Here is a 20,576-nt window from a genome sequence, read left to right on the forward strand (position 1 = left end):
ATGGGACGCGCCTGGCTGCTCCCCGTGATCGTCGCCGGGCTGTTCGCGCTGGCGGTCGCGATCATGGGCGCGACGATCACCGACATCGGTCCCTGGTATCATGCGTTGACCCAACCCCGTTGGGCGCCGCCCGAGGCGACGTACGCGATCGCCTGGACCATCATCTACGCGCTGACCGCGCTCGCGGGCGTCACCGCCTGGCTTTCGATCGACAGCCGGTCCGGGCGCGAATGGCTGGTCGGTCTGTTCGCGTTGAACGGCTTCCTCAACATCGCATGGAGCGTGCTGTTCTTCCGCGTTCACCGCCCCGATTGGGCGTTGATCGAGGTGCTGGCGCTGTGGGTGTCGGTCCTGGCGCTGATCGTCTTCAGCTGGCGGCGATCGATGACCGCTGCGACGTTGCTCGTGCCGTATCTGCTCTGGGTGACGTTCGCAGGGTATCTGACGATGACGATCGTGCGCCTGAACGGCCCGTTCTCCTGACCGGGGCGGCGCAGGCGGCGATGACGGCATTCTTCGCGAGCGGGCGCGCGGCCGACCTCGTCCTCATGGTGATCGTGCTGGAGTCGGTCTGGCTGGTGGGCCGCCGCGGCTGGCGTCCGCTCGAGGCGGCGCTGCGGCTGGGACCCGGTGCCCTGATGCTCGTCGCGCTGCGCGGCGCGCTCACCGCGTTCGACTGGTGGTGGATCGCGCTGGCGCTGCTGGCGTCGTTCCCGATCCACCTGGCCGATCTGGCCCGGGGCGGGTCGCGACCCGGCGGCTGATCCGCCGGGCCGCGCCAAAGTCAGGAATTGGTCTTGAGGTAGGCGATCACGTCCGCGCGCTTCTGCGGATCGGTCCAGCCGGCGAAGGTCATCTTCGTGCCCGGAACCACCCGCTGCGGCTTTTCGAGATACTGGAACAGCTTCTCTTCGGTCCAGGTGATGCCGCTGTTCTTGTTCGCGGCGGAATAGGTGAAGCCGGGGATGATCCCCGCCTTGCGACCGACCACGCCGTGCAGCGACGGACCGATCTTGTTCACGCCCGCGTCGATCGCGTGGCAGGTCTGGCAGGTGAGGAAATCCGTCTTCCCCTTCGCCGCGTCGCCCGTGTAGCTGGCGTATTTGAGGCCGCTGATCGTGTCCACGTTATCGGCGGCGGGCGCGCCCGCGGCAGGCGCCGCCGCCGGGGTGGTCGCGGGCGTGGTGGTGGCCGTGCCGGTGTTCGTCGCGGTGGTGTCGGTGGCCGTCGTGGTGGTCGTCGAATCCGTGCTTTCGGTCTTCTTGGAGCAAGCGGTCAGAGCCAGCGCCGAAGCCGCCACCCCCATCGCCATCCATCCAAGGCGAGCCTTCGATCCAGATTGCATCATCGCGTTCCTCTCGCTCCTGACTCCCGTTCAGGCCCGCGCATTCTCCGACGGCGGCCTGCCGATGTCCACTGCTCTTTACAGCCGTGATCATCAAGGGGAGTGACGCAGCAGCGCGACAAAAGTTTCTCGGCCCAGGCGAGCACTACGCCAATGCTATGCGAAACTGCGGAATCGCTCTCGATTTGCTACGCGGCGCACGCCTAATCGCCTGTCCCTGAACGCTGCCCCGATCGTCGTGGGCGGTCACCCGTGGGGGACACAATGAGGTTCGTCATCATCGCAGCGGCGACGCTGCTCGCCGCGACCGCAGTCGCACAGGCGCAATCGGCACCCGAGGGCCCGCCGCCCGAGCCAGCGGCGGCCACTCCCATCTGCACCGATCGCCCGACCAAGGCGAACGCGGCGTGTACCGTGCCCGAAGGCGCGCTCCAGCTCGAGAGCGACATCGTCAACTGGACGCGGACGACCGGGGCCGGCGTCCAGACGGACATCGTCCTCTACACCAACCCGACCCTCAAATACGGCCTGGGCGCGCGCACCGACCTCGAAGTCAACGTCGCGCCTTATGTCACTGCGCGGACGCGGATCGGCGGGGCGCATGACACGGTCGACGGCGTCGGCGACCTGTACGTCCGGCTGAAGCAGGGACTGACCGCCTCCGACGCCAAGGTGCAGGTCGCGCTGATCCCTTACGTCAAGGCGCCCGTCGCGAAGCTCGGCATCGGCAACGGCGAGTGGGAGGGCGGGTTGGCGGCGCCGATCGTCTTCTCGCTGCCGCAGGGATTCACGCTGAACGTCGGTCCGGAGATCGACGTGCTCGCCGACGGCGACCTCTCCGGCGGCCATCATGCGCAGCTGGTCGGCGTCGCCAACCTTGCCAGGTCCGTGGGCAAGGCGACGCTCTACGCCGAGCTCTGGACCGCGCAGAACTTCGATCCGGCGGGCACCGTGCGGCAATATTCGGCCGACCTCGGCCTCGCCTACCTGCTCACCCCGGTGTGGCAGGTCGATCTCGGCGGCAACTTCGGGCTCAACCGCAACACCCCCGACGCGCAGGTCTATGCCGGCCTGTCGACGCGCTTCTGACGAAAGGGCTGACCCATGCAGGACGTTCTTTGGATCCTCGTCATGGTCGGATTGGCGGCGGCGACGCTCGCCTACGTCCGCCTGTGCGACAATGCGTGAGGGGATGGCGATGACGCTCGATCTCTGGCTCGCCGCGGGCACCGCGGTCGGGCTCCTCATCTACCTCGTGGCGGTGCTGATCCGCCCCGAACGCTTCTGAAGGGGGCGGTTCCATGACACTCCAAGGCTGGCTCCTGATCGGCGCGTTCGTCGCCATCCTGCTCGCGCTCGCCAAGCCGATGGGGCTCTGGCTCCACGCGCTCTACGAAGGACGCCGGACGCCGCTCCACCTGGTCTTCGGCCCGGTCGAGCGCGGCTTCTACGCCGCGTCGGGGATCGATCCGACCCAGGAGCAGGGCTGGCGCCGCTACGCGGTCCACATGCTGCTGTTCAACGCCGCGCTGATGCTGCTCACCTATGCGGTGCTGCGGATGCAGGCGCTGCTGCCGCTGAACCCGCAGGGCCTGCCCGCGCCGAGCGAGCATCTGTCGTTCAACACCGCCGTCAGCTTCACCACCAACACGAATTGGCAGAGCTACGGCGGGGAATCGACGATGTCGAACCTCAGCCAGATGCTCGCGCTGACGATCCACAACTTCGCCTCGGCGGCGACGGGGATCGCGCTCGCCTTCGCGCTGTTCCGCGGCTTCGCGCGGCGGCAGACGACCGGGGTGGGGAACTTCTGGGCCGACCTGACCCGGATCACCCTCTACCTGCTGCTGCCGATCTGCGTCGCCTATACGATCGTCCTGATCGCAAGCGGTGTGCCGCAGACGCTGGCGGGGACGATCGACATCGATACGCTCGAGGGCGCGCGGCAGGTGCTCGTCACCGGTCCGGTCGCGAGCCAGGAAGCGATCAAGATGCTCGGCACCAACGGCGGCGGCTTCTTCAACGCGAATTCGGCGCATCCGTTCGAGAACCCCACCGCGCTGACCAACTTCGTCCAGATGCTGTCGATCTTCCTGATCGGCTTCGGGCTGACCTGGACCTTCGGCAAGGCGGTCGGCAATCCGCGCCAAGGCTGGGCGATCCTCTCCGCGATGGTGATCCTGTTCGTCGCCGGCGTGACCGTCACCTATTGGCAGGAAGCGGCCGGCAATCCGGTCCTCCACCAGCTCGGTGTGGCCGGGGGCAACATGGAGGGCAAGGAGGTGCGCTTCGGTGTTGCCATGTCGGCCTTGTTCTCCGTGGTCACGACCGCCGCCTCGTGCGGCGCGGTGAATGCGATGCACGACAGCTTCACCGCGCTCGGCGGGATGATCCCGCTGTTCAACATCCAGCTCGGCGAAGTCGTCGTCGGCGGCGTCGGCGCGGGGATCTACGGCTTCCTGCTGTTCGCGATCCTGGCGGTGTTCGTCGCCGGGCTGATGGTCGGGCGCACGCCCGAATATGTCGGCAAGAAGATCGAGAGCCGCGAGGTCAAGCTGGCGGTGCTGGCGATCGCGGTGCTGCCGCTGATGATCCTGGGGCTGACGGCGCTGTCGTCGGTGCTGGCGCAGGGGCTCGCCGGGCCGCTCAACAAGGGGCCGCACGGCTTTTCCGAGATTCTCTACGCCTTCACCAGCGCGGTCGGGAACAACGGGTCGGCGTTCGCCGGCGTGACCGCCAACACGCCGTATTATGACGGGCTGCTGGGCATCGCGATGTGGGTCGGCCGCTTCTTCGTCATCGTGCCGATGCTGGCGATCGCCGGGTCGCTCGCGGCGAAGACGCATACGCCCGAGAGCGCCGGTTCCTTTCCCACCACCGGTGGGCTGTGGGTCGGCCTCCTCGTCGGCATCATCCTGATCCTGGGCGGCCTCACCTTCCTGCCGAGCCTCGCGCTCGGACCCATCGCCGATCATCTCGCCATGATCCGCGGCCAGCTGTCCTGAGCGGAGGACCACCATGCAGACATCCCAGACGAAGAGCCTGTTCACCGCCGACCTGATCCTGCCGGCGATCGCGGGTTCGTTCACGAAGCTCGATCCGCGCCAGCTCGTCCGCAACCCGGTCATGTTCGTCACCGCGACGGTCGCGGCGCTGATGACCGTGCTGCTCGCCGTCGGCCACGACCATCTCGGCGCCGCGTTCAAGGCGCAGCTGGCCATCTGGCTGTGGCTGACGGTGCTGTTCGGCACCTTCGCCGAGGCGCTGGCGGAAGGGCGCGGCAAGGCGCAGGCGGCAAGCCTGCGCAATGCCAAGGCCGAGCTGAAGGCCAAGCTGCTGAGCGGCGTCGGCGACACCTGGGAACTGGTGCCCGCCACCCGCCTCTCGGTGGGCGAGGTCGTGCTGGTCGAGACCGGCGATCTGATCCCGAGCGACGGCGAGGTGATCTGGGGCGTCGCCTCCGTCAACGAGGCCGCGATCACCGGCGAGAGCGCGCCCGTGATCCGGGAAGCGGGGGGCGACCGTTCGGCGGTGACCGCGGGCACGCGCGTCATCTCCGACCGGATCAAGGTCCGCGTCTCGGTGGAGCCCGGACAGGGCTTCCTCGACCGTATGATCGCGTTGGTCGAGGGCGCCGAGCGGCAGAAGACCCCGAACGAAGTCGCGCTGACGATCCTGCTGGTCGGGCTGACGATCATCTTCCTGATCGCGGTCGGCACGATCCCGGGCTTCGCCAGCTATGCGGGCGGCGGCATCCCCGTTGCGATCCTGGCGGCGCTGCTCATCACGCTGATCCCGACCACCATCGCCGCGCTCCTCTCGGCGATCGGCATAGCGGGCATGGACCGGCTGGTGCGCTTCAACGTCCTCGCCAAGTCCGGCCGCGCGGTCGAGGCGGCCGGCGATGTCGACGTGCTGCTGCTCGACAAGACGGGAACGATCACGATCGGGGATCGGCAGGCGAGCGAGTTCCGGCCGGTCGGCGGCGCCAGCGCGGCGGAGCTGGCGGAGGCGGCGTTGCTCGCCAGCCTCGCCGACGAGACGCCCGAAGGGCGCTCGATCGTGGTGTTGGCGCGCGACAGGTTCCAGGTGAGGACGGCGGCGCTCCCATCGGGGGCGGAGGTGATCCCGTTCACCGCGCAGACCCGCATCTCCGGCGTCAGGACCGGCGATGCGCTGATCCAGAAGGGCGCGGTCGACTCGATCCTGAAGGCCAACCCCGGCACCGGCGAGACCGCAACGGCGACCGAGCTGCGCCGCATCACCGACGAGATCGCACGCGCGGGCGGCACCCCCTTGGCGGTCGCGAAGGACGGCCGGCTGCTCGGCGCGATCTTCCTCAAGGACGTGGTCAAGGCCGGCATCCGCGAGCGGTTCGGCGAACTGCGGCAGATGGGCATCCGCACGGTGATGATCACCGGCGACAACCCGCTCACCGCCGCCGCGATCGCCGCCGAGGCGGGGGTCGACGACTTCCTCGCCCAGGCGACTCCGGAGGACAAGCTTGCGCTCATCCGCCACGAGCAGCAGGGCGGGAAACTGGTGGCGATGTGCGGCGACGGCACCAACGACGCTCCCGCGCTGGCTCAGGCGGACGTCGGCGTGGCGATGAACACCGGCACGCAAGCCGCGCGCGAGGCGGGCAACATGGTCGACCTCGACAGCGATCCGACCAAGCTGATCGAGGTCGTCGGGCTCGGCAAGCAGCTGCTGATGACGCGCGGCGCGCTGACCACCTTCTCGGTCGCGAACGACGTCGCGAAATATTTCGCGATCATCCCCGCGATGTTCGTCGCGCTCTACCCGGGGCTGGGCGTGCTCAACGTGATGGGGCTGGCGACGCCGCAGTCGGCGATCCTCAGCGCGATCATCTTCAATGCGCTGATCATCCCGCTGCTGGTCCCGCTGGCGCTGAAGGGCGTCACCTACACGCCCATGGGCGCCGGCCCGCTGCTCGCGCGCAACCTGGCGATCTACGGCCTTGGTGGGCTCGTCGCGCCGTTCGTCGGCATCAAGATCATCGACCTCGTGGTCGGCGGGCTCGGGCTCGCGTAAGGAGTGCATCGACATGGGCAAGGATATCGGTTCCGCGCTGCGTCCGGCGATCGTCATGACGATCCTGTTCGCGATCCTTCTCGGCTTGGCCTATCCGCTGCTGATGACCGGCATCGGCCAGCTGATCTTCCCGGCGCAGGCGAACGGCAGCCTGGTGCGCGACGGCGCCGGTCGCGTGATCGGCTCGACGGTGGTCGGGCAGGCGTTCGCCAGCGACCGCTACTTCCAGACCCGTCCGTCCGCCGCCGGCAAGGGCTATGACGGGCTCGCGTCCTCCGGCTCGAACCTGGGTCCGGCCAGCCGGGCGCTGGTCGATCGGGTGAGGTCCGATCTGGCGAGGCGCCGCGCCGAGGGGGCGGTCGGACCGCTGCCCGCCGACCTCGTGACGGCGAGCGGCTCGGGTCTCGACCCCGACCTGTCGCCCGAGGCTGCGTCCGCCCAGGCGGCCCGTGTCGCGCGGGTGCGCGGGTTGCCGATCGAGCGAGTGCGGGCGTTGGTGGAGCAGCGGGTCGAGACATCGCCGTTCGGCGACCCGCACGTCAACGTGCTCGCGCTCAATCGATCCCTCGACGCACTCGCGCGCTGATGGCCACGTCGGGGACCGGCAGGCCCGATCCCGACGCCCTCCTGCGCCAGGCGGCGCAGGAGGGTCGCGGCCGTCTCAAGATCTTCCTGGGCGCCGCGCCGGGCGTCGGCAAGACCTTCGAGATGCTGTCGGAGGGCGCGTCGCGGCGCCGGGACGGGGTCGACGTCGTCGTGGCCGTGGTCGAGACGCACGGCCGCGTCGAGACCGAGGCGCTGCTGCGCGGCCATGAGGTGCTGCCCCGCCGCGAGATCGCCTACGAAGGGCGAACGCTCCGCGAAATGGACCTCGACGCGGTCCTCGCCCGAGCGCCGCGCCTCGCGCTCGTCGACGAACTGGCGCACACCAACGCCCCCGGCACCCGCCACCCTAAACGGTATCAGGACGTCGAGGAGCTGCTCGCCGCCGGCATCGACGTCTATTCGACCGTCAACATCCAGCACGTCGAGAGCCTCAACGACGTGGTCGCGAGCTTCACGCGCGTCAGGGTCCGCGAGACGGTGCCCGACCGTATCCTGGAGATGGCGGAGATCGAGGTCGTCGACATCCCGCCCGACGAACTGATCGAGCGGCTGAAGGCGGGCAAGGTCTATCTGCCGCAGGAAGCGACGCGCGCGCTCAACCACTTCTTCTCCAAATCGAACCTGTCCGCGCTGCGCGAGCTGGCGCTGCGCCGCGCCGCCCAGGCGGTCGACGCGCAGATGCTGGAGCACGTCCGCAGCCTGGGGGTGGGCGGCACCTGGGCGGGAAGCGACCGCATCGTCGTCGCGGTGTCGGAACTTCCGGGCGCGGACGAGCTGGTGCGGGCGGCGAAGCGCGCGGCGGATGCGCTCAGGGCGCCGTGGACCGCGCTGTTCGTCGAGACGCCGCGCGCCCTTCATTTCGACGAGACGCAGCATGGCCGCGTCGCGGCGACGATGACGCTCGCGACGCAATTGGGCGGCGCGGTCGCGACCGTGCCCGCGACGTCGGTGTTCGACGGCATCCAGACCTTCCTGACCGACGCCCGCGCGACGCAGCTGGTGGTCGGCAAGTCGCGGCGCTCGCGCTGGTTCGAGTTCCGGCACGGCTCGGTCGTCGATCGCCTGGTTCGCGGGACCCCCGGCGTCACCGTCCACGTGTTGCCGCTGGATGGGGAGGCGCGGCCGGAGGCGCGCGGGCGGCGGCCCACCCGCGGCTGGGGGCGCCCGGCCGGCTATGCGGCGACGCTCGCCGGGGTGGCCGCGGTGACGGCGCTCGCCAGCGCGCTGTTCCACATCCTCGATCTCGGCAACGTCGCGCTGCTCTACCTGTTGCCGGTGATGGCGGCGGCGAGCCTCTACGGCCTGCGGACCGGCGTGTTTGCAGGCATCGCCTCCAGCCTTGCGTACAACTTCTTCTTCCTGCCGCCCACCGGCACGCTCACCGTCAGCAATCCCGAGAACGTCGTGTCGATCTTCGTCCTGCTCGGCATCGCGGTCGCGACGAGCCAGCTGACCTCGCGCGTCCGCGAGCAGGCCGATCTGGCGTCGGCGAGCGCACGCACCAACGCGACGCTCGCGGGCTTCCTGCGCCGGCTGACCGGCTGCAACACGGCGTTGGCGGCGGGGCAGATCATCTGCGACGACATCGGGCGACTGTTCGGCGTCCAGGCGGTCCTGCTCACCGCCGTCGAGGGCGCGGGGCTGACCGTACAGGCGGCGACGAACCCCGATTATCGGCTCGGCACGATGGACCTCGCCGCGGCGAACTGGGCGCAGGACACCGGCGTGGCCGCGGGCAAGGGCTCGGCGACGCTCGCCGCCTCCGAATGGCTGTTCCAGCCGGTGCGCGCCGGCGAGCGAACGCTCGCGGTGCTGGGACTCGCCAAGGACAGCGGTGCGGACCCGATCCGCGCCGATGAGCTGCCGCTGCTGACCGGCCTGATCGATCAGTCGGCGCTGGCGCTCGAGCGCTTGCGGCTGGAGTCCGAAGTCCGCGACGTCGACACGGTGCGGACCCGCGACCGGCTCCGCCAGGCGCTGCTCTCGTCCGTCGGTCACGACCTGCGCACCCCGCTGACCGCGGTGATCGCGGCGGCCGACCAGCTTGAACACGGCGCCACGCCCGAACTGATCGCGACCGTGAAAGCGGAGGCGGCTCGGCTCAACCGCTTCGTCGCCAACCTGCTCGACATGGCGCGGGTCGAAGCGGGCGCGCTGAAGCTCGCCGTCGAGGCGACCGATTTGAGCGATGCCGTGACGGGGGCCGCGCACGACGCCCGTCGGGCGCTGGAAGGGCATAAGGTGCGGCTCGACGTGCCGCCCGATCTGCCGTTGGTTCGCGCCGATCCTCAGCTGCTCCACCACTGCCTGCTCAATCTGCTCGACAACGCGGGGCGATACGGCGATCCGGGAACCGAGATCGTGATCGAGGGGCGTCATCGCTACGGCCAGCTCCGCCTGACCGTGCTCGATCATGGGCCGGGCCTGCCCGCCGGCCGGGAGACGGAGGTGTTCGAGACCTTTCGCCGCTTTGAGGGATCGGACCGCGTCGTCGGCGGCACGGGGCTCGGCCTCGCGATCGTCAAGGCGTTCGCGGAGGCGATGGGCATGAGCGTCGAGGCGGCCAACCGACCCGATGGTCGGGGCGCCGCGTTCACGCTGGTCTTCCCCGAGACCCTCATCGTGCACGACGTGGCCGAGGAGCGGCTGACCTGATGCCCGCCAAGATTCTGGTCGTCGACGACGATGCGGCGATCCGCCGCCTGCTGCGCAACACGCTGGAGCGGGCGGGCCATGCCGTCGTGGAAGCGCGCGATGGCCGCGAAGCCCTGACCGCCGCGACCGCCGAGCATCCCGATGCGGTGCTGCTCGACCTCGGCCTGCCGGACCGGGAGGGACTGGGTCTGATTCCGCTGCTGCGCTCCGGCGAGCGGCGCGTGCTTCTCGTCGTCTCGGCGCGAGACGCGACCGAGGAGAAGGTCAGCGCGCTCGATCTCGGCGCGGACGATTATGTGACGAAGCCGTTCGACACCGACGAGCTGCTCGCGAGGCTCCGTGTGGCCCTGCGTCACCGCGGCGGCGCCGAGGCTCCACCCAAGCTCATCCGGACCAAGGATTTGGCCATCGACCTCGATCGCCGGATCGTCGCGCGCGCGGGTGAGGAGCAGCACCTGACCCGCAAGGAGTATGACGTCCTAGCGGTGCTCGCGCGTCACGCCGGCCGGGTCGTCACCCACGACCGCATCATCGACGCGGCGTGGGGCGGCGACGAGGACCCGCGCGTCGAATATCTCCGCATCGTGATCCGCAACCTGCGCCAGAAGCTGGAAGCGCCCGAACCGGTGGGCAGTCTGATCGCCAACGAACTCGGGGTCGGCTATCGTCTGCGCACCGATCCGTAGCGGCGTGGCGCCCTCCCGCCGCGCAGCCGTGACCGCTGTCGATGCGCCGCGCCGGGGTGGACGCCGCGCTGCCGACACCGATCGGCAGGCGGCGGCGGCGCCGGCCGACGAACGATCGCCGGCGCGACGGCGCCTCCTGAAACCCAGCTGTCGGGCGGAAGAGCGTCCGTCAGACCTTCGCTTCGTGCGCCCCCTGGGCCGCGTACAGCTCGGCGTAGCGTCGGGTGACGAGCGGGAGCGACTGGTCGATCCACTCGGCCATCCGAACCTCCTCGTCGAGCGACTGCCGCAGCAGCGTCGTCGCCTGGGCGAAGCCGCCGTCGTCCGCCAGCGTCAGCAGCGACTTGTAGCTCGCGATCTCGAAATGCTCGAAGGCGTAATTGGCGAAGCTGTTCTTGAGGATCTCGTCACCCGCCGGCGTATGCGCCAGCGCGGCCATCGTGCCGGTGAAGCTGAGCGCGGTGTCCTTGAGCGCCGACGCGCTCGTATCGAAGCCGGCGAGGATCTCGTCGAGCCGGGTGATCTGGCCGTTGGTCTCCTCGATATGTTCGCGCAGCCGATTAGCCACCTCGGGATAATGTTCGATCCGCGAGACCTGCGGCGTCATGATCGCCAGCGCCTGCTTCTCGACCGCATGCGCGTTGCGGAGTCCGACGATGAAGAGCGAGGTGATCGTATCGGGTGAACTGGCCATGATTGGAGTCTCCTTGATGAATTCGGTGCGCGGCTCAGAGCGGGGACCCCGCCTGGCACCGTTCGAGTTCCACGGGATCGTGGGTGCAGGTGATCGTCACGTCCTCGCGCCGCTCGACGGATAACGCGCGGAGCCGCTGCTGGTTCGCCAGACGACTGGTCGCGTCGACCTCCATGAGGCGTTGGTAGGCGCGAAGGCCCGGCGTGCATCGGCGCCGCGCACCGCGCATCTCGCCGCGGTAGAAATAGGCGTCACCGGCGTGGAGCAGCCAGCGACCATCCCCGCGGCGAATGGCGACACCGGCATGTCCCCAGGTGTGGCCCGGCAGCGGAACCATCAAGATTTCGGGGGGCAGCCCGTCGAGATCCCGAACGGCGTCGAACCCGAACCACGGCTCGCCGCGCGCACCGTAGCCGCGCCAGGCCCGCACCTCGACGAGTTGCCGCGGGCGCCAGCGATTGCGGGCGACGAAGCCTTGGTGGGGCGCGACGGCGTCGTCATATTCGCGCTGCATGACGTGGACGGCCGCGTTCGGGAAATCCTCCAGGCCGCCGGCATGATCGAAGTCGAGATGGGTGGCGATGATGTGCCGGACGTCGCCGGCCTGGAAGCCGAGCGCCTCGACCTGGCGGATCGCGGTCTCGCGCTCGCGCAGCCGGATGTTGAGCATCATCCGCCACGGCAGGGTGATGCGCGGCTCCGGGTGGCGATGGGGGTGAGCGACGTCGCGCAGGCCATAGCCCGTGTCGACCAGCACCAGTCCGTGCGCGTCGGTCTCGATCAAAAGGCAATGGCAGACGATATGGCCGAGCGGGCCGAGGCTGCGCCCGTCGAACAACGCGCCGCCGAGCGGGCAATCGGTGCCGCAATTCAGATGATGGATCCGCATGGGATGGTCTCTCGCGCAAGCGGACCGGCCGGCTCCCATCGAGCCGGCCGGCGTCGCCTCAGCCGATCTGCTCGGCCTGCGCGCCGCTGTCCGGACGCGCCGGCCCGAGGACGGGCTCCTCGCCCAACGGTTCGTTGCGGAAGACGGTGAACTCGCCCTTGCCGTCGACCGACGGCCCGCTCGTCCAGCGTCCCTCCGGGTAGCTGCCGTCGACCGAGGTGACGTAGAAATTGTAGTTGTTCCCCTGATCCTCCTGCTCCTGCGGGAAGGAATTGGGGATGGGCATCCCGGCGGCGGGGCCGCCCAGCTCCTCGATCACCGCGAGCCACTGCTCCTGATGCATCGTGTCGCGCGCGATCATGTAGTGGAGCATCTTCTTCATGCCCTCGTCCTCGGCGGCATTGTACAGCCGGGTGGCGAGCACGCGGCCGGTGCTCTCCGCGGCGACATTGCAATACATGTCGGCGGCGACGTTGCCGCTTGCGTAGATGTGGCTCATGTTGAACGGTACGCCGTCCGAATCCATCGGCATCGCGGCCAGCCCGCCCGAGAGCAGGTTCTTGTGAATCAGGCTCTCGATCGAGGCCTTGGCGCTGCCGCCGCCCATGACCGCGCCGACGATCCCGTCGGCGGCGCCGTCTTCCTGCAGCGAGGCGGGCGCGGTCTCGAGATTGAGCGCGACCGCAGTGGCCAGCATCTCGATATGCCCGATCTCCTCGGTCGCGGTGTGAAGCAGCATGTCGCGATACTTGGTCGTCGGAGCGCGATTCCCCCAGGCCTGGAAGAAGTACTGCATGCAGACGCGGATCTCGCCCTCGACGCCGCCGATCGCCTGCTGGAGCATCCGCGCGAACCGCGGATCGGGCTTGTCGACCGTCACCGGATATTGGAGGCGCTTGTCGTGATAGTACATGATGGTCTCCCGATCGTCGTCAGGGAAGAACCGCTCGGGACTTGGAAGGTGTCGCCGTCTCTTCCGTATTTTGAGGTGATCTGCATCAAGTTTTGACAGAAGATGGAGCGCGGCTGATCTCCGTTATTGATGCAAGGCAAGACAAGAAGCAGGCGAGGCGAGCAACCAAGCTTTATTCGGCTACGGCGCCTGAGACCGCGCTGATGCGGCGGGAGGCGGGCACCGGCCGAAGTCGGCTCGCGTGACGGCGGCCGGGGCAGAGGGGAGCGCGCCGAGGCCGATGTTTGCGCTGGACCTCTCGTCCCGTCCGGCGCTTAGGCCTGCGCATGGTTGGATCGTTCACCCGCATCGTGGCCGGACTCGTCGCGACCGTCTTCGCCTCCGGTCCCGCGCTTTCTCAAGCTGACGCGCCGCCGCGCGCCGGCACGATCACGGTCGAGCGGAGCGATGCCGGACCCGGTGCGGGGGCGACGACGAAAGAGCTCGACGATGCGGTCGGCAGCGCGCTTGCCGAGCGAGGATTCACGGTCCTGAACGATCCGGGCCACTCGGCCTATGTCGCGACGCTTCGGCTCAGCCGCGCCGAGGTGGGCACCGGCTCCGCCCGCGTGAGGGGCGAGCGGGGAATCGTCACGCCGGGAGGGGGGAGCGGCGTCGGCGGCGGCGTGACGCTGCCGCTCGCCGCGGCGAAGTCGCGTCCGGTCCCCCTCGAGCGCGTCGTGCTCGAGATGTGGATCCGCAAGCGCGGCGGAACCGCCGTGCTCTGGCACGCGGCCGCGCTCACGGTTCGTGCGCACGGGACTGGAGCGGGCAGCGACCAGGAGACGGCGGCGGACCTGAGCCGCGCCGTCCTCCGATCTTACCCCGAGCAGCCGCCCGGCGTCGTGAGCATTCCCTGAGGCGGAGGTAAGCGCGCTACATCGCCGCCGGGACCGGTCGCTCGTTCCGATTGACGACGACACCGGCATTTTGCACCGCATGCCGTCGAAACAACGAGGATGAGCCGCAGGTGGCAATGGTGCAGTACGATATCGTGATCGTCGGCGCCGGGCATGCGGGCGCGCAGGCCGCGGTGTCCCTGCGCCAGCGCGGCTTTTCGGGGACGATCGCGATGATCGGCGACGAGCCGTATCCGCCCTACGAGCGCCCGCCGCTGTCCAAGGACTACCTTTCCGGGCTCCGCAGCTTCGAGCGGCTCCTGCTGCGCCCGGAGGCCTTCTGGGCCGACAAGGGCGTGACGATGCTGCTCGGGCGGAGGGTGATGGGGGTAAACGCCGCGGCGCACCTGCTGACGATCGCCGACGGTGCGACGGTCGGTTACGGCACGCTGATCTGGGCGACCGGCGGCGCGGCGCGGTCGCTGGTCTGCTCCGGGCACGACCTGATCGGTGTCCACACCGTCCGGACCCGCGCCGACGCCGACCGGATGATGGCCGAGCTCGCCGGGGTTGACCATGCGGTGGTGATCGGCGGCGGCTATATCGGGCTCGAGGCGGCGGCGGTGCTGACCAAGCTCGGCAAGCGCGTAACGGTGCTGGAGGCGCTCGACCGCGTCCTCGCGCGCGTCGCGGGCGAGCCGCTGTCGCGCTTCTTCGAGGCCGAGCACCGCGCGCGCGGCGTCGACGTCCGGCTGGGCGTTTTGGTCGACTGCATCCTTGAAGCTGACGGCAGGACGTCGGGCGTCCGGCTGGCGACCGGCGAGGTGATCGCGTGCCGGATGGTGATCGTCGGCATCGGCATCGTCCCCGCGGTGCAGCCGTTGCTAGAGGCGGGCGCGGACGGCGGCAACGGCGTGCTCGTCGACGGATCGTGCCGCACCTCGCTTCCCGACGTCTTCGCGATCGGCGACTGCGCCGCTCACGCCAACCGCTTCGCCGACGGCGCGACGATCCGCCTCGAGTCCGTCCAGAACGCCAACGACCAGGCGACGGTCGTGGCGAAGACGCTCACCGGAACGCCGACCGTCTATGACGCGACGCCGTGGTTCTGGTCCGACCAGTACGACTTGAAGCTCCAGACGGTGGGGCTGTCGAGCGGTCACGACGAGGTGGTCGTGCGCGGCGAGCCGGCCACACGATCCTTTTCGCTCGTCTATCTCAAGGGCGGCAAGGTGATCGCGCTCGACTGCGTCAACGCGGTCAGGGACTATGCCCAGGGCCGCGCGCTCGTCGTCGCGGGCGCGACGATCCCGGCGGAGCGACTGGCGGACACCGGGATCACGCTCAAGGAACTGGCCGCGGGCTAGATGCGAGACTCCTTGCCTTGCCGCCGTTTCCGGTTAACGCCTGCGGCGTGACCGCCCCTCGCACCCTCTACGAGAAGATCTGGGACGCTCACGTCGTCGAACGGCGCGACGACGGGACGTGCCTGGTCTACATCGACCGCCATCTCGTCCACGAGGTCACCAGCCCGCAGGCGTTCGAGGGGCTCCGCGCCGCCGGTCGCCGGGTCCGCCGCCCCGAACTGACGCTGGCGGTGCCGGATCACAACCTGCCGACCACGGCGCGTGTCGACGCGCACGACCGCGAGCTGCCGATCGCCGACGCCGAAAGCGCGACTCAGCTTGCCGCGCTGCGCGCCAACGTCGCCGAGTTCGGCGTTCCCTATATCGACGCGCTGGCCGCCGCGCAGGGGATCGTCCACGTCGTCGGCCCCGAGCAGGGGTTCACGCTGCCGGGGACGACCTTGGTGTGCGGCGACAGCCATACCTCCGCGCACGGTGCGCTGGGGGCGCTGGCCTTCGGCATCGGCACGAGCGAGGTCGAGCATGTGCTCGCGACGCAGACGCTGCTGCTCGCGCCCGCGAAGACGATGGAGATCCGGGTCGAGGGAACGTTGGGACGCGGGGTCGCGCCCAAGGACGTCGTGCTGGCGATCATCGGCCGGATCGGCGCGGCGGGCGGCACCGGGCATGTCATCGAATATACGGGCAGCACGATCCGGGCGATGTCGGTCGAGGGTCGCCTGACGGTCGCCAACATGAGCATCGAGGCAGGTGCGCGCGCCGGGCTGATCGCGCCCGACGAGACCACCTTCGCCTATCTGAAGGGCCGGCCCATGGCGCCGGTTGGAGCCGACTGGGACGCGGCGGTCGCCTGGTGGCGCACGCTGCCGGGCGATCCGGGCGCGCGGTACGATCGGACGGTGGTGCTCGACGCCGCCGATATCGCGCCGTCGCTCACCTGGGGCACGTCTCCTGAGGATGTCGTGCCGATCACCGGCGTGGTACCCTCGCCCGAGAGCTTCACCGATCCGTCCAAGCAGACGGCCGCAAGGAAGTCGCTCGATTACATGGGTCTCGCGCCCGGGATGCGGATGGAGGACGTCGCGATCCAGCACGTCTTCATCGGCAGTTGCACCAACAGCCGGATCGAGGACCTGCGCGTCGCCGCCGAGATCGCGCGCGGGCGGCGGGTCGCGGACGGGGTGCGCGCGCTCGTCGTCCCCGGCTCGGGACTGGTCAAGCGTCAGGCCGAGGCCGAGGGGCTCGACCGCGTCTTCGCCGAAGCCGGGTTCGAATGGCGCGAGCCGGGCTGCTCGATGTGCCTGGCGATGAACCCGGACAAGGTCCCCGCGGGCGAGCGCTGCGCGTCGACCTCGAACCGCAATTTCGTCGGGCGGCAGGGGCCGGGCGCGCGGACGCATCTGCTGTCGCCGGCGATGGCGGCGGCGGCGGCGGTGACGGGGCGGCTCGCCGACGTGCGCGAGTTGATGGCTTAGTGTTGGCGTAGGAAAAGGGTCGAGACATGAAGAAGGTTCTGGCGCTGCTGATCGTCGGCTCGGTGCTGAGCGGCGTCGCCGCCTATGCGGCGATCGCCAAGCCCGCGGCCCCTGCGAAGACGCGATCCCGGTGAGCGGGTCGTGACCCCCGTCACGACCGTCGAGGGCTCGGCCTATCCCTGGGGTCAGAAGAACGTCGACACCGACGTGATCATCCCCGCGCATTGGCTCAAGACGATCACCCGCTCGGGCCTCGCGCGCGGCGCGTTCGAGACGGTGCGGGCGGAGCCGGGGAATGTGTTCGACGATCCGAAGTACGCCGGGTCGCCGATCCTGATCGCGGGCGACAATTTCGGCTGCGGATCGAGCCGCGAACATGCCGCCTGGGCGCTCGCCGACATGGGCATCGCCGCGGTGATCGCGCCGAGCTTCTCGGACATCTTCTCCGGCAACGCCTTCAAGAACGGCATCGTCACGGTCGTCCTGCCGCAGCCGGCGATCGACCGGCTGCTCGAAGTCGCCAAGGACGCGCCGATCACCGTCGACCTCGAGACCATGACGGTGACAACGCCCTATCAGGATCGCTTTGCGTTCGCGCTCGATCCGTTCCGCCGTCGGTGCCTGATGGAAGGGCTGGACGAGATCGGGCTGACGCTGGCAAGGGATACCGCGATTTCGAAATACGAGGATGCGCTCTTCCACGAGCGCCCCTGGATCGTGGGAGAGAGCCAAAATGCGGGCATTGCTGTCGAAGGCGCCGGGCGGACCTGAAACTCTGGAGCTGGGCGAGCTGCCCGATCCCATCGCCGGCGCGGGCGAAGTCGTCGTCGCGGTCAAGGCGTGCGCGATCAACTATCCCGACGTGCTCGTCATCGAGGACAGATACCAGTTCAAGCCGCAGCGCCCCTTCGCTCCCGGCGGCGAGGTGTCCGGCGTGGTCGAGAGCGTCGGCGAGGGCGTGACCCGCTTCAAGCCGGGCGACCGGGTGATGGGCAACACCGGCATGGGCGGGCTTGTCGAGAAGCTCGTGATGAAGGTCGACAATATCTACGCGATTCCCGACGAGCGCTCGTTCGAGGAAGGCGCGGCGATGCTGCTGACCTATGGCACGACGATCCACGCGCTGGTCGACCGCGGGCATATCAAGGCGGGCGAGAGCCTGCTCGTGCTCGGCGCGGCGGGCGGCGTCGGGCTGGCGGCGGTCGAGCTGGGCAAGGCGTTCGGCGCGCGCGTCGTGGGCGCGGTCTCCAGCGAGGAGAAGGCGGAAGCCGTGCGCCAGGCGGGGGCCGACGACGTCATCGTCTATGGCCGCGCGCCCTTCGACAAGGACCAGTCCAAGGCGCTCGCCGAGGAGTTCAAGGCGCATGGCGGCAAGAGCGGCTACGACCTGATCTACGACGCGGTCGGCGGCGACTACGCCGAGCCGGCGCTGCGCTCGATCGGTTGGGAAGGGCGCTATCTGGTGATCGGCTTCCCCGCCGGCATCCCTAAGATCGCGCTCAACCTGACCCTGCTCAAGAGCTGCGACGTCTGCGGCGTGTTCTGGGGCGCGGCGGCGGCGCGCGATCCCGAGCACAATCGTGCCAACATCGCCCAGCTGTTCGACCTTTGGCAGGCCGGCAGGATCGCCCCGCGCGTCACCGAGGTGTTCCCGTTCGAGCGCGGCGGCGACGCCATCGCCAAGATGGCGGCGCGCGGCGCCATCGGGAAGCTGGTGGTGCGGGTGGCGGAGTGACGTTGCCACCCGCGCCGTCGGCCTCTAACCACGCAGCGGCACGTTAACGGGAGCAGCCATGTCCACCTTCGAGGATCGCGAGCGCGCGTTCGAGGCCAAGTTCGCGCGGGACGACGAGATGGCGTTCCGCATCGTCGCCCGTCGCAACCGCCTGCTCGGGCAATGGGCGGCCGGGCTGATGGGGCTGACCCCGGAGGAGACCGACGCCTACGCCAAGTCGGTGGTCCAGGCCGACTTCGAGGAAGCCGGGCACGAGGACGTCGTCCGCAAGCTGGTCGGCGACCTGACCGCGGCGCAGGCCGAGGTCGACGAGGCGACGGTGCGCCGCGCGATCGAGGAGAAGACCGTGGAGGCGCGTCGCCAGCTGATGCAGTCGGAGTAGCCGCGATGCCGATGGCGGGCGACGAGATCGCCGAATTGATCCGTGCCGGGATCCCCGACGCAGAGGTCGAGATGACCGATCTCGCGGGCGACGGCGACCATTGGGCGGCGCGCGTGGTCAGCGCCTCCTTCGCGGGGATGCCGCGGGTCAAGCAGCACCAGGCGGTCTATGCCGCGCTCGGGGGCCGCATGGGGGGTGTGCTCCATGCCTTGCAGTTGACGACGGCCGTCCCGAAGTAACGTTCGGAAAACACCTGGCCCCCGCGGGGCTCCGGACCGAGGACGAACCCATGACCGACGACACGACCGCCCGCATCGACGCCATCGTCAAGGCCCATCCCGTGGTGCTGTTCATGAAGGGAACCGCGCTGTTCCCGCAGTGCGGCTTCTCCAGCCGGGCGGTCGCGATCCTCCAGCATCTAAACGTCGAGTTCGAGACGGTCGACGTCCTTCAGGACCAGGGCATCCGCCAGGGCATCAAGGCCTATTCGGACTGGCCGACGATCCCCCAGCTCTATGCGAACGGCGAGTTCGTCGGCGGCTCCGACATCATGATGGAGATGTACGAGAGCGGCGAGCTCCAGCAAATGTTCGAAAAGGCCTGAGGCGCCGGGTGAGGGCGGGCCGGTCCGTTGGGGGGACCGGGTGAGCCGAACCGGCCCGCCCTGCTGAAGCGTTCGAAACGCTCGGTGCGCTGAGTACCTAGCAGGTCTTATGCCAGCCCGCGAGAACGGCGGTTTTTCAACCGCTTCGATGGTTAACCGCAGCTGCCCGCTTATCGGTGGTGTAAATCACATCGACACTCCCAGGATTGCCCGATCCGGATGCTCGCTTGGCGTGGGGCTGATCCATGACGATCTTTACGCTGTCATAAAAGGCGACCATGATCGCCGCGGCGTCGGGAGTGACGAATCTCGCGGGGGCGGAGCGATGAAGTTTCACAGCACCAAGGACAGCGAAGAATTCGACGGCGGCAGCGGCGATGACGTTTTCGTCATGCGCTACGGTGGCTACGACAGGGTCTGGGGCTACGGTGGCAATGATACTGTAAAGATCAATTATTCTGGCGCACCGGTTAACTCGGTTTGGGACGTCTATTTCGAAGTCCAGATGGACTTCTCTGTCAACGGGTACCTCGATGACTTCATATCCAATCCTGATGACGGATCGGGATTGGGGGTTGGTGAGGCGCAGCGCATCGTTTACAAAGGTACGGCAGGCACGGAGCACATCAACATCGTTTCATACGCGCGGAGCGACGTCGCGGCGTTCGACTTCGATGCTGGTGCGGGCTACGATACGGTGACGGTCACGTTCACCGGCATCGGCAGCACAGATCACTTCATCGTCGGCAGCGACGGCCGCGCCATCAGCAACATCGGCCAATTCCGTAACGTGGAGAGCTATGTCGTCTATCTCGGCGATAACGACGATGTCGCGACTGGTGGCGGAAACGCCGACACGTTCTTCGGGGACACGGGTGATGATCAGCTCTCGGGCGGCGGCGGCGGGGATTTCCTGTTCGGCGGCGTGGGCGCTGACCTGCTGACAGGCGGCGCTGGCGCCGACGTGTTCGCATGGACAGGACGCGATGAATCCGGCCCCGCCTCGCCGGATCGTGTTCTGGACTTCTCGCGAGGGGACGGGGACAAGATCGATCTCTCGCGGGTGGACGCAGGAAAGCCCCACGGCTTCCAGCACTTCACCTTCATCGATCAGGCTGAATTCACCGGCCGGGGCGGGTTGGCCTTCGAATTGCGCCAACACGTCAACGGCGACGGGACCGTGACACTGCAGGGCGACACCAATCACGACGGCAAGGCCGATTTCGCCATCGTCGTCACCACGGAAGCGCCCCTCATCGCCGCCGATCTCATCCTCTGAGCCGGCGCGACAT

Annotated in this window: 23 protein-coding genes; 19 read left to right on the forward strand and 4 right to left on the reverse strand. The window is 68.8% G+C overall.

What is annotated here, in order from left to right; translation table 11 throughout:
* Together AC4GYY_RS13690 and AC4GYY_RS13695 are read left to right on the forward strand one after the other, a co-directional pair.
* On the forward strand, positions 1-483 hold the full coding sequence (locus AC4GYY_RS13690) for a TspO/MBR family protein (protein ID WP_491121330.1): 483 nt from the start codon (positions 1-3) through the stop codon (positions 481-483).
* A gap of 20 nt (positions 484-503) precedes the next feature.
* On the forward strand, positions 504-764 hold the full coding sequence (locus AC4GYY_RS13695) for a hypothetical protein (RefSeq protein WP_491121332.1): 261 nt from the start codon (positions 504-506) through the stop codon (positions 762-764).
* A 20-nt stretch (positions 765-784) separates the two neighbouring features.
* Here the strand turns inward: AC4GYY_RS13695 and AC4GYY_RS13700 are convergent, their stop codons facing one another.
* On the reverse strand, positions 785-1,126 hold the full coding sequence (locus tag AC4GYY_RS13700) for a c-type cytochrome (protein ID WP_491121334.1): 342 nt from the start codon (positions 1,124-1,126) through the stop codon (positions 785-787).
* Here AC4GYY_RS13700 and AC4GYY_RS13705 point away from each other — a divergent pair.
* From AC4GYY_RS13705 to AC4GYY_RS13740, 8 genes are all read left to right on the forward strand, one after another.
* Positions 1,104-1,451 (forward strand): hypothetical protein, encoded by a 348-nt coding sequence (locus AC4GYY_RS13705; protein WP_491121336.1) that lies wholly within the window; start codon positions 1,104-1,106, stop codon positions 1,449-1,451. The genes AC4GYY_RS13700 and AC4GYY_RS13705 overlap by 23 nt on opposite strands.
* A 158-nt stretch (positions 1,452-1,609) precedes the next feature.
* Positions 1,610-2,434 (forward strand): transporter, encoded by an 825-nt coding sequence (locus AC4GYY_RS13710; protein ID WP_491121338.1) that lies wholly within the window; start codon positions 1,610-1,612, stop codon positions 2,432-2,434.
* Positions 2,435-2,543: 109 nt separating this feature from the next.
* Positions 2,544-2,633: a K(+)-transporting ATPase subunit F gene (gene kdpF / locus AC4GYY_RS13715; protein WP_491121339.1), complete on the forward strand. Its 90-nt coding sequence runs from the start codon at positions 2,544-2,546 to the stop codon at positions 2,631-2,633.
* Positions 2,634-2,646: 13 nt separating this feature from the next.
* Entirely contained in the window at positions 2,647-4,350 is a 1,704-nt protein-coding gene (kdpA, locus tag AC4GYY_RS13720) for a potassium-transporting ATPase subunit KdpA (protein ID WP_491121341.1), read from the forward strand.
* Positions 4,351-4,363: 13 nt separating this feature from the next.
* Positions 4,364-6,400: a potassium-transporting ATPase subunit KdpB gene (kdpB, locus tag AC4GYY_RS13725; protein WP_491121343.1), complete on the forward strand. Its 2,037-nt coding sequence runs from the start codon at positions 4,364-4,366 to the stop codon at positions 6,398-6,400.
* Positions 6,401-6,413: 13 nt separating this feature from the next.
* Positions 6,414-6,986, forward strand: a complete 573-nt coding sequence (gene kdpC, locus AC4GYY_RS13730; RefSeq protein WP_491121345.1) for a potassium-transporting ATPase subunit KdpC — start codon at positions 6,414-6,416, stop codon at positions 6,984-6,986.
* Entirely contained in the window at positions 6,986-9,661 is a 2,676-nt protein-coding gene (locus AC4GYY_RS13735) for a DUF4118 domain-containing protein (RefSeq protein WP_491121347.1), read from the forward strand. Before kdpC ends, AC4GYY_RS13735 begins: the two co-directional genes overlap by 1 nt.
* Complete coding sequence (locus AC4GYY_RS13740) at positions 9,661-10,347, forward strand: response regulator transcription factor (RefSeq protein ID WP_491121349.1); 687 nt, start codon at positions 9,661-9,663, stop codon at positions 10,345-10,347. The genes AC4GYY_RS13735 and AC4GYY_RS13740 overlap by 1 nt, the downstream gene beginning before the upstream one ends.
* 169 nt (positions 10,348-10,516) lie before the next feature.
* Here AC4GYY_RS13740 and AC4GYY_RS13745 read toward each other — a convergent pair whose 3' ends face one another.
* From AC4GYY_RS13745 to AC4GYY_RS13755, 3 genes are read right to left on the reverse strand one after another with little or no spacing between them, the layout of a single operon-like run.
* Positions 10,517-11,041, reverse strand: coding sequence for a ferritin-like domain-containing protein (locus tag AC4GYY_RS13745; RefSeq protein WP_491121350.1), 525 nt, complete (start codon positions 11,039-11,041; stop codon positions 10,517-10,519).
* 34 nt (positions 11,042-11,075) lie between these two features.
* A complete protein-coding gene (locus AC4GYY_RS13750) occupies positions 11,076-11,930 on the reverse strand; it encodes an MBL fold metallo-hydrolase (protein WP_491121352.1) in 855 nt (284 codons plus the stop codon).
* 58 nt (positions 11,931-11,988) lie between these two features.
* Positions 11,989-12,843: a manganese catalase family protein gene (locus AC4GYY_RS13755; RefSeq protein ID WP_491121353.1), complete on the reverse strand. Its 855-nt coding sequence runs from the start codon at positions 12,841-12,843 to the stop codon at positions 11,989-11,991.
* Between the two features lie 326 nt (positions 12,844-13,169).
* Between AC4GYY_RS13755 and AC4GYY_RS13760 the strand changes: the two genes are divergently transcribed.
* From AC4GYY_RS13760 to AC4GYY_RS13800, 9 genes are all read left to right on the forward strand, one after another.
* Positions 13,170-13,742, forward strand: coding sequence for a hypothetical protein (locus AC4GYY_RS13760; RefSeq protein WP_491121354.1), 573 nt, complete (start codon positions 13,170-13,172; stop codon positions 13,740-13,742).
* A 116-nt stretch (positions 13,743-13,858) separates the two neighbouring features.
* Positions 13,859-15,088: an NAD(P)/FAD-dependent oxidoreductase gene (locus AC4GYY_RS13765; RefSeq protein ID WP_491122004.1), complete on the forward strand. Its 1,230-nt coding sequence runs from the start codon at positions 13,859-13,861 to the stop codon at positions 15,086-15,088.
* Between the two features lie 47 nt (positions 15,089-15,135).
* Positions 15,136-16,563 (forward strand): 3-isopropylmalate dehydratase large subunit, encoded by a 1,428-nt coding sequence (leuC, locus tag AC4GYY_RS13770; protein WP_491121356.1) that lies wholly within the window; start codon positions 15,136-15,138, stop codon positions 16,561-16,563.
* A gap of 141 nt (positions 16,564-16,704) precedes the next feature.
* On the forward strand, positions 16,705-17,334 hold the full coding sequence (gene leuD, locus AC4GYY_RS13775; RefSeq protein ID WP_491121358.1) for a 3-isopropylmalate dehydratase small subunit: 630 nt from the start codon (positions 16,705-16,707) through the stop codon (positions 17,332-17,334).
* Positions 17,297-18,298 carry an NADPH:quinone oxidoreductase family protein gene (locus AC4GYY_RS13780; protein ID WP_491121360.1) on the forward strand — a complete coding sequence of 334 codons (1,002 nt, stop codon included), beginning with the start codon at positions 17,297-17,299 and terminating at the stop codon, positions 18,296-18,298. Before leuD ends, AC4GYY_RS13780 begins: the two co-directional genes overlap by 38 nt.
* A 58-nt stretch (positions 18,299-18,356) precedes the next feature.
* Positions 18,357-18,680 (forward strand): DUF1476 domain-containing protein, encoded by a 324-nt coding sequence (locus AC4GYY_RS13785; protein ID WP_491121362.1) that lies wholly within the window; start codon positions 18,357-18,359, stop codon positions 18,678-18,680.
* Between the two features lie 5 nt (positions 18,681-18,685).
* Positions 18,686-18,919 carry a BolA family protein gene (locus tag AC4GYY_RS13790; RefSeq protein WP_491121363.1) on the forward strand — a complete coding sequence of 78 codons (234 nt, stop codon included), beginning with the start codon at positions 18,686-18,688 and terminating at the stop codon, positions 18,917-18,919.
* 50 nt (positions 18,920-18,969) lie between these two features.
* A complete protein-coding gene (grxD, locus tag AC4GYY_RS13795) occupies positions 18,970-19,284 on the forward strand; it encodes a Grx4 family monothiol glutaredoxin (protein WP_491121365.1) in 315 nt (104 codons plus the stop codon).
* Positions 19,285-19,393: 109 nt separating this feature from the next.
* Positions 19,394-20,563, forward strand: coding sequence for a M10 family metallopeptidase C-terminal domain-containing protein (locus AC4GYY_RS13800; RefSeq protein ID WP_491121367.1), 1,170 nt, complete (start codon positions 19,394-19,396; stop codon positions 20,561-20,563).
* Positions 20,564-20,576: the final 13 nt, after the last annotated feature.

The organism is Sphingomonas sp. SP6 (assembly GCF_058313435.1).

Coding starts and splice junctions, on each gene's coding strand:
- AC4GYY_RS13690 (WP_491121330.1), top strand. CDS start 1: ATGGGACGCGCCTGGCTGCTCCCCGTGATCGTCGCCGGGCTGTTCGCG.
- AC4GYY_RS13695 (WP_491121332.1), top strand. CDS start 504: ATGACGGCATTCTTCGCGAGCGGGCGCGCGGCCGACCTCGTCCTCATG.
- AC4GYY_RS13710 (WP_491121338.1), top strand. CDS start 1,610: ATGAGGTTCGTCATCATCGCAGCGGCGACGCTGCTCGCCGCGACCGCA.
- kdpF (WP_491121339.1), top strand. CDS start 2,544: ATGACGCTCGATCTCTGGCTCGCCGCGGGCACCGCGGTCGGGCTCCTC.
- kdpA (WP_491121341.1), top strand. CDS start 2,647: ATGACACTCCAAGGCTGGCTCCTGATCGGCGCGTTCGTCGCCATCCTG.
- kdpB (WP_491121343.1), top strand. CDS start 4,364: ATGCAGACATCCCAGACGAAGAGCCTGTTCACCGCCGACCTGATCCTG.
- kdpC (WP_491121345.1), top strand. CDS start 6,414: ATGGGCAAGGATATCGGTTCCGCGCTGCGTCCGGCGATCGTCATGACG.
- AC4GYY_RS13735 (WP_491121347.1), top strand. CDS start 6,986: ATGGCCACGTCGGGGACCGGCAGGCCCGATCCCGACGCCCTCCTGCGC.
- AC4GYY_RS13740 (WP_491121349.1), top strand. CDS start 9,661: ATGCCCGCCAAGATTCTGGTCGTCGACGACGATGCGGCGATCCGCCGC.
- AC4GYY_RS13745 (WP_491121350.1), bottom strand. CDS start 11,041: ATGGCCAGTTCACCCGATACGATCACCTCGCTCTTCATCGTCGGACTC.
- AC4GYY_RS13750 (WP_491121352.1), bottom strand. CDS start 11,930: ATGCGGATCCATCATCTGAATTGCGGCACCGATTGCCCGCTCGGCGGC.
- AC4GYY_RS13755 (WP_491121353.1), bottom strand. CDS start 12,843: ATGTACTATCACGACAAGCGCCTCCAATATCCGGTGACGGTCGACAAG.
- AC4GYY_RS13760 (WP_491121354.1), top strand. CDS start 13,170: ATGGTTGGATCGTTCACCCGCATCGTGGCCGGACTCGTCGCGACCGTC.
- AC4GYY_RS13765 (WP_491122004.1), top strand. CDS start 13,859: ATGGTGCAGTACGATATCGTGATCGTCGGCGCCGGGCATGCGGGCGCG.
- AC4GYY_RS13780 (WP_491121360.1), top strand. CDS start 17,297: ATGCGGGCATTGCTGTCGAAGGCGCCGGGCGGACCTGAAACTCTGGAG.
- AC4GYY_RS13785 (WP_491121362.1), top strand. CDS start 18,357: ATGTCCACCTTCGAGGATCGCGAGCGCGCGTTCGAGGCCAAGTTCGCG.
- AC4GYY_RS13790 (WP_491121363.1), top strand. CDS start 18,686: ATGCCGATGGCGGGCGACGAGATCGCCGAATTGATCCGTGCCGGGATC.
- grxD (WP_491121365.1), top strand. CDS start 18,970: ATGACCGACGACACGACCGCCCGCATCGACGCCATCGTCAAGGCCCAT.
- AC4GYY_RS13800 (WP_491121367.1), top strand. CDS start 19,394: ATGCCAGCCCGCGAGAACGGCGGTTTTTCAACCGCTTCGATGGTTAAC.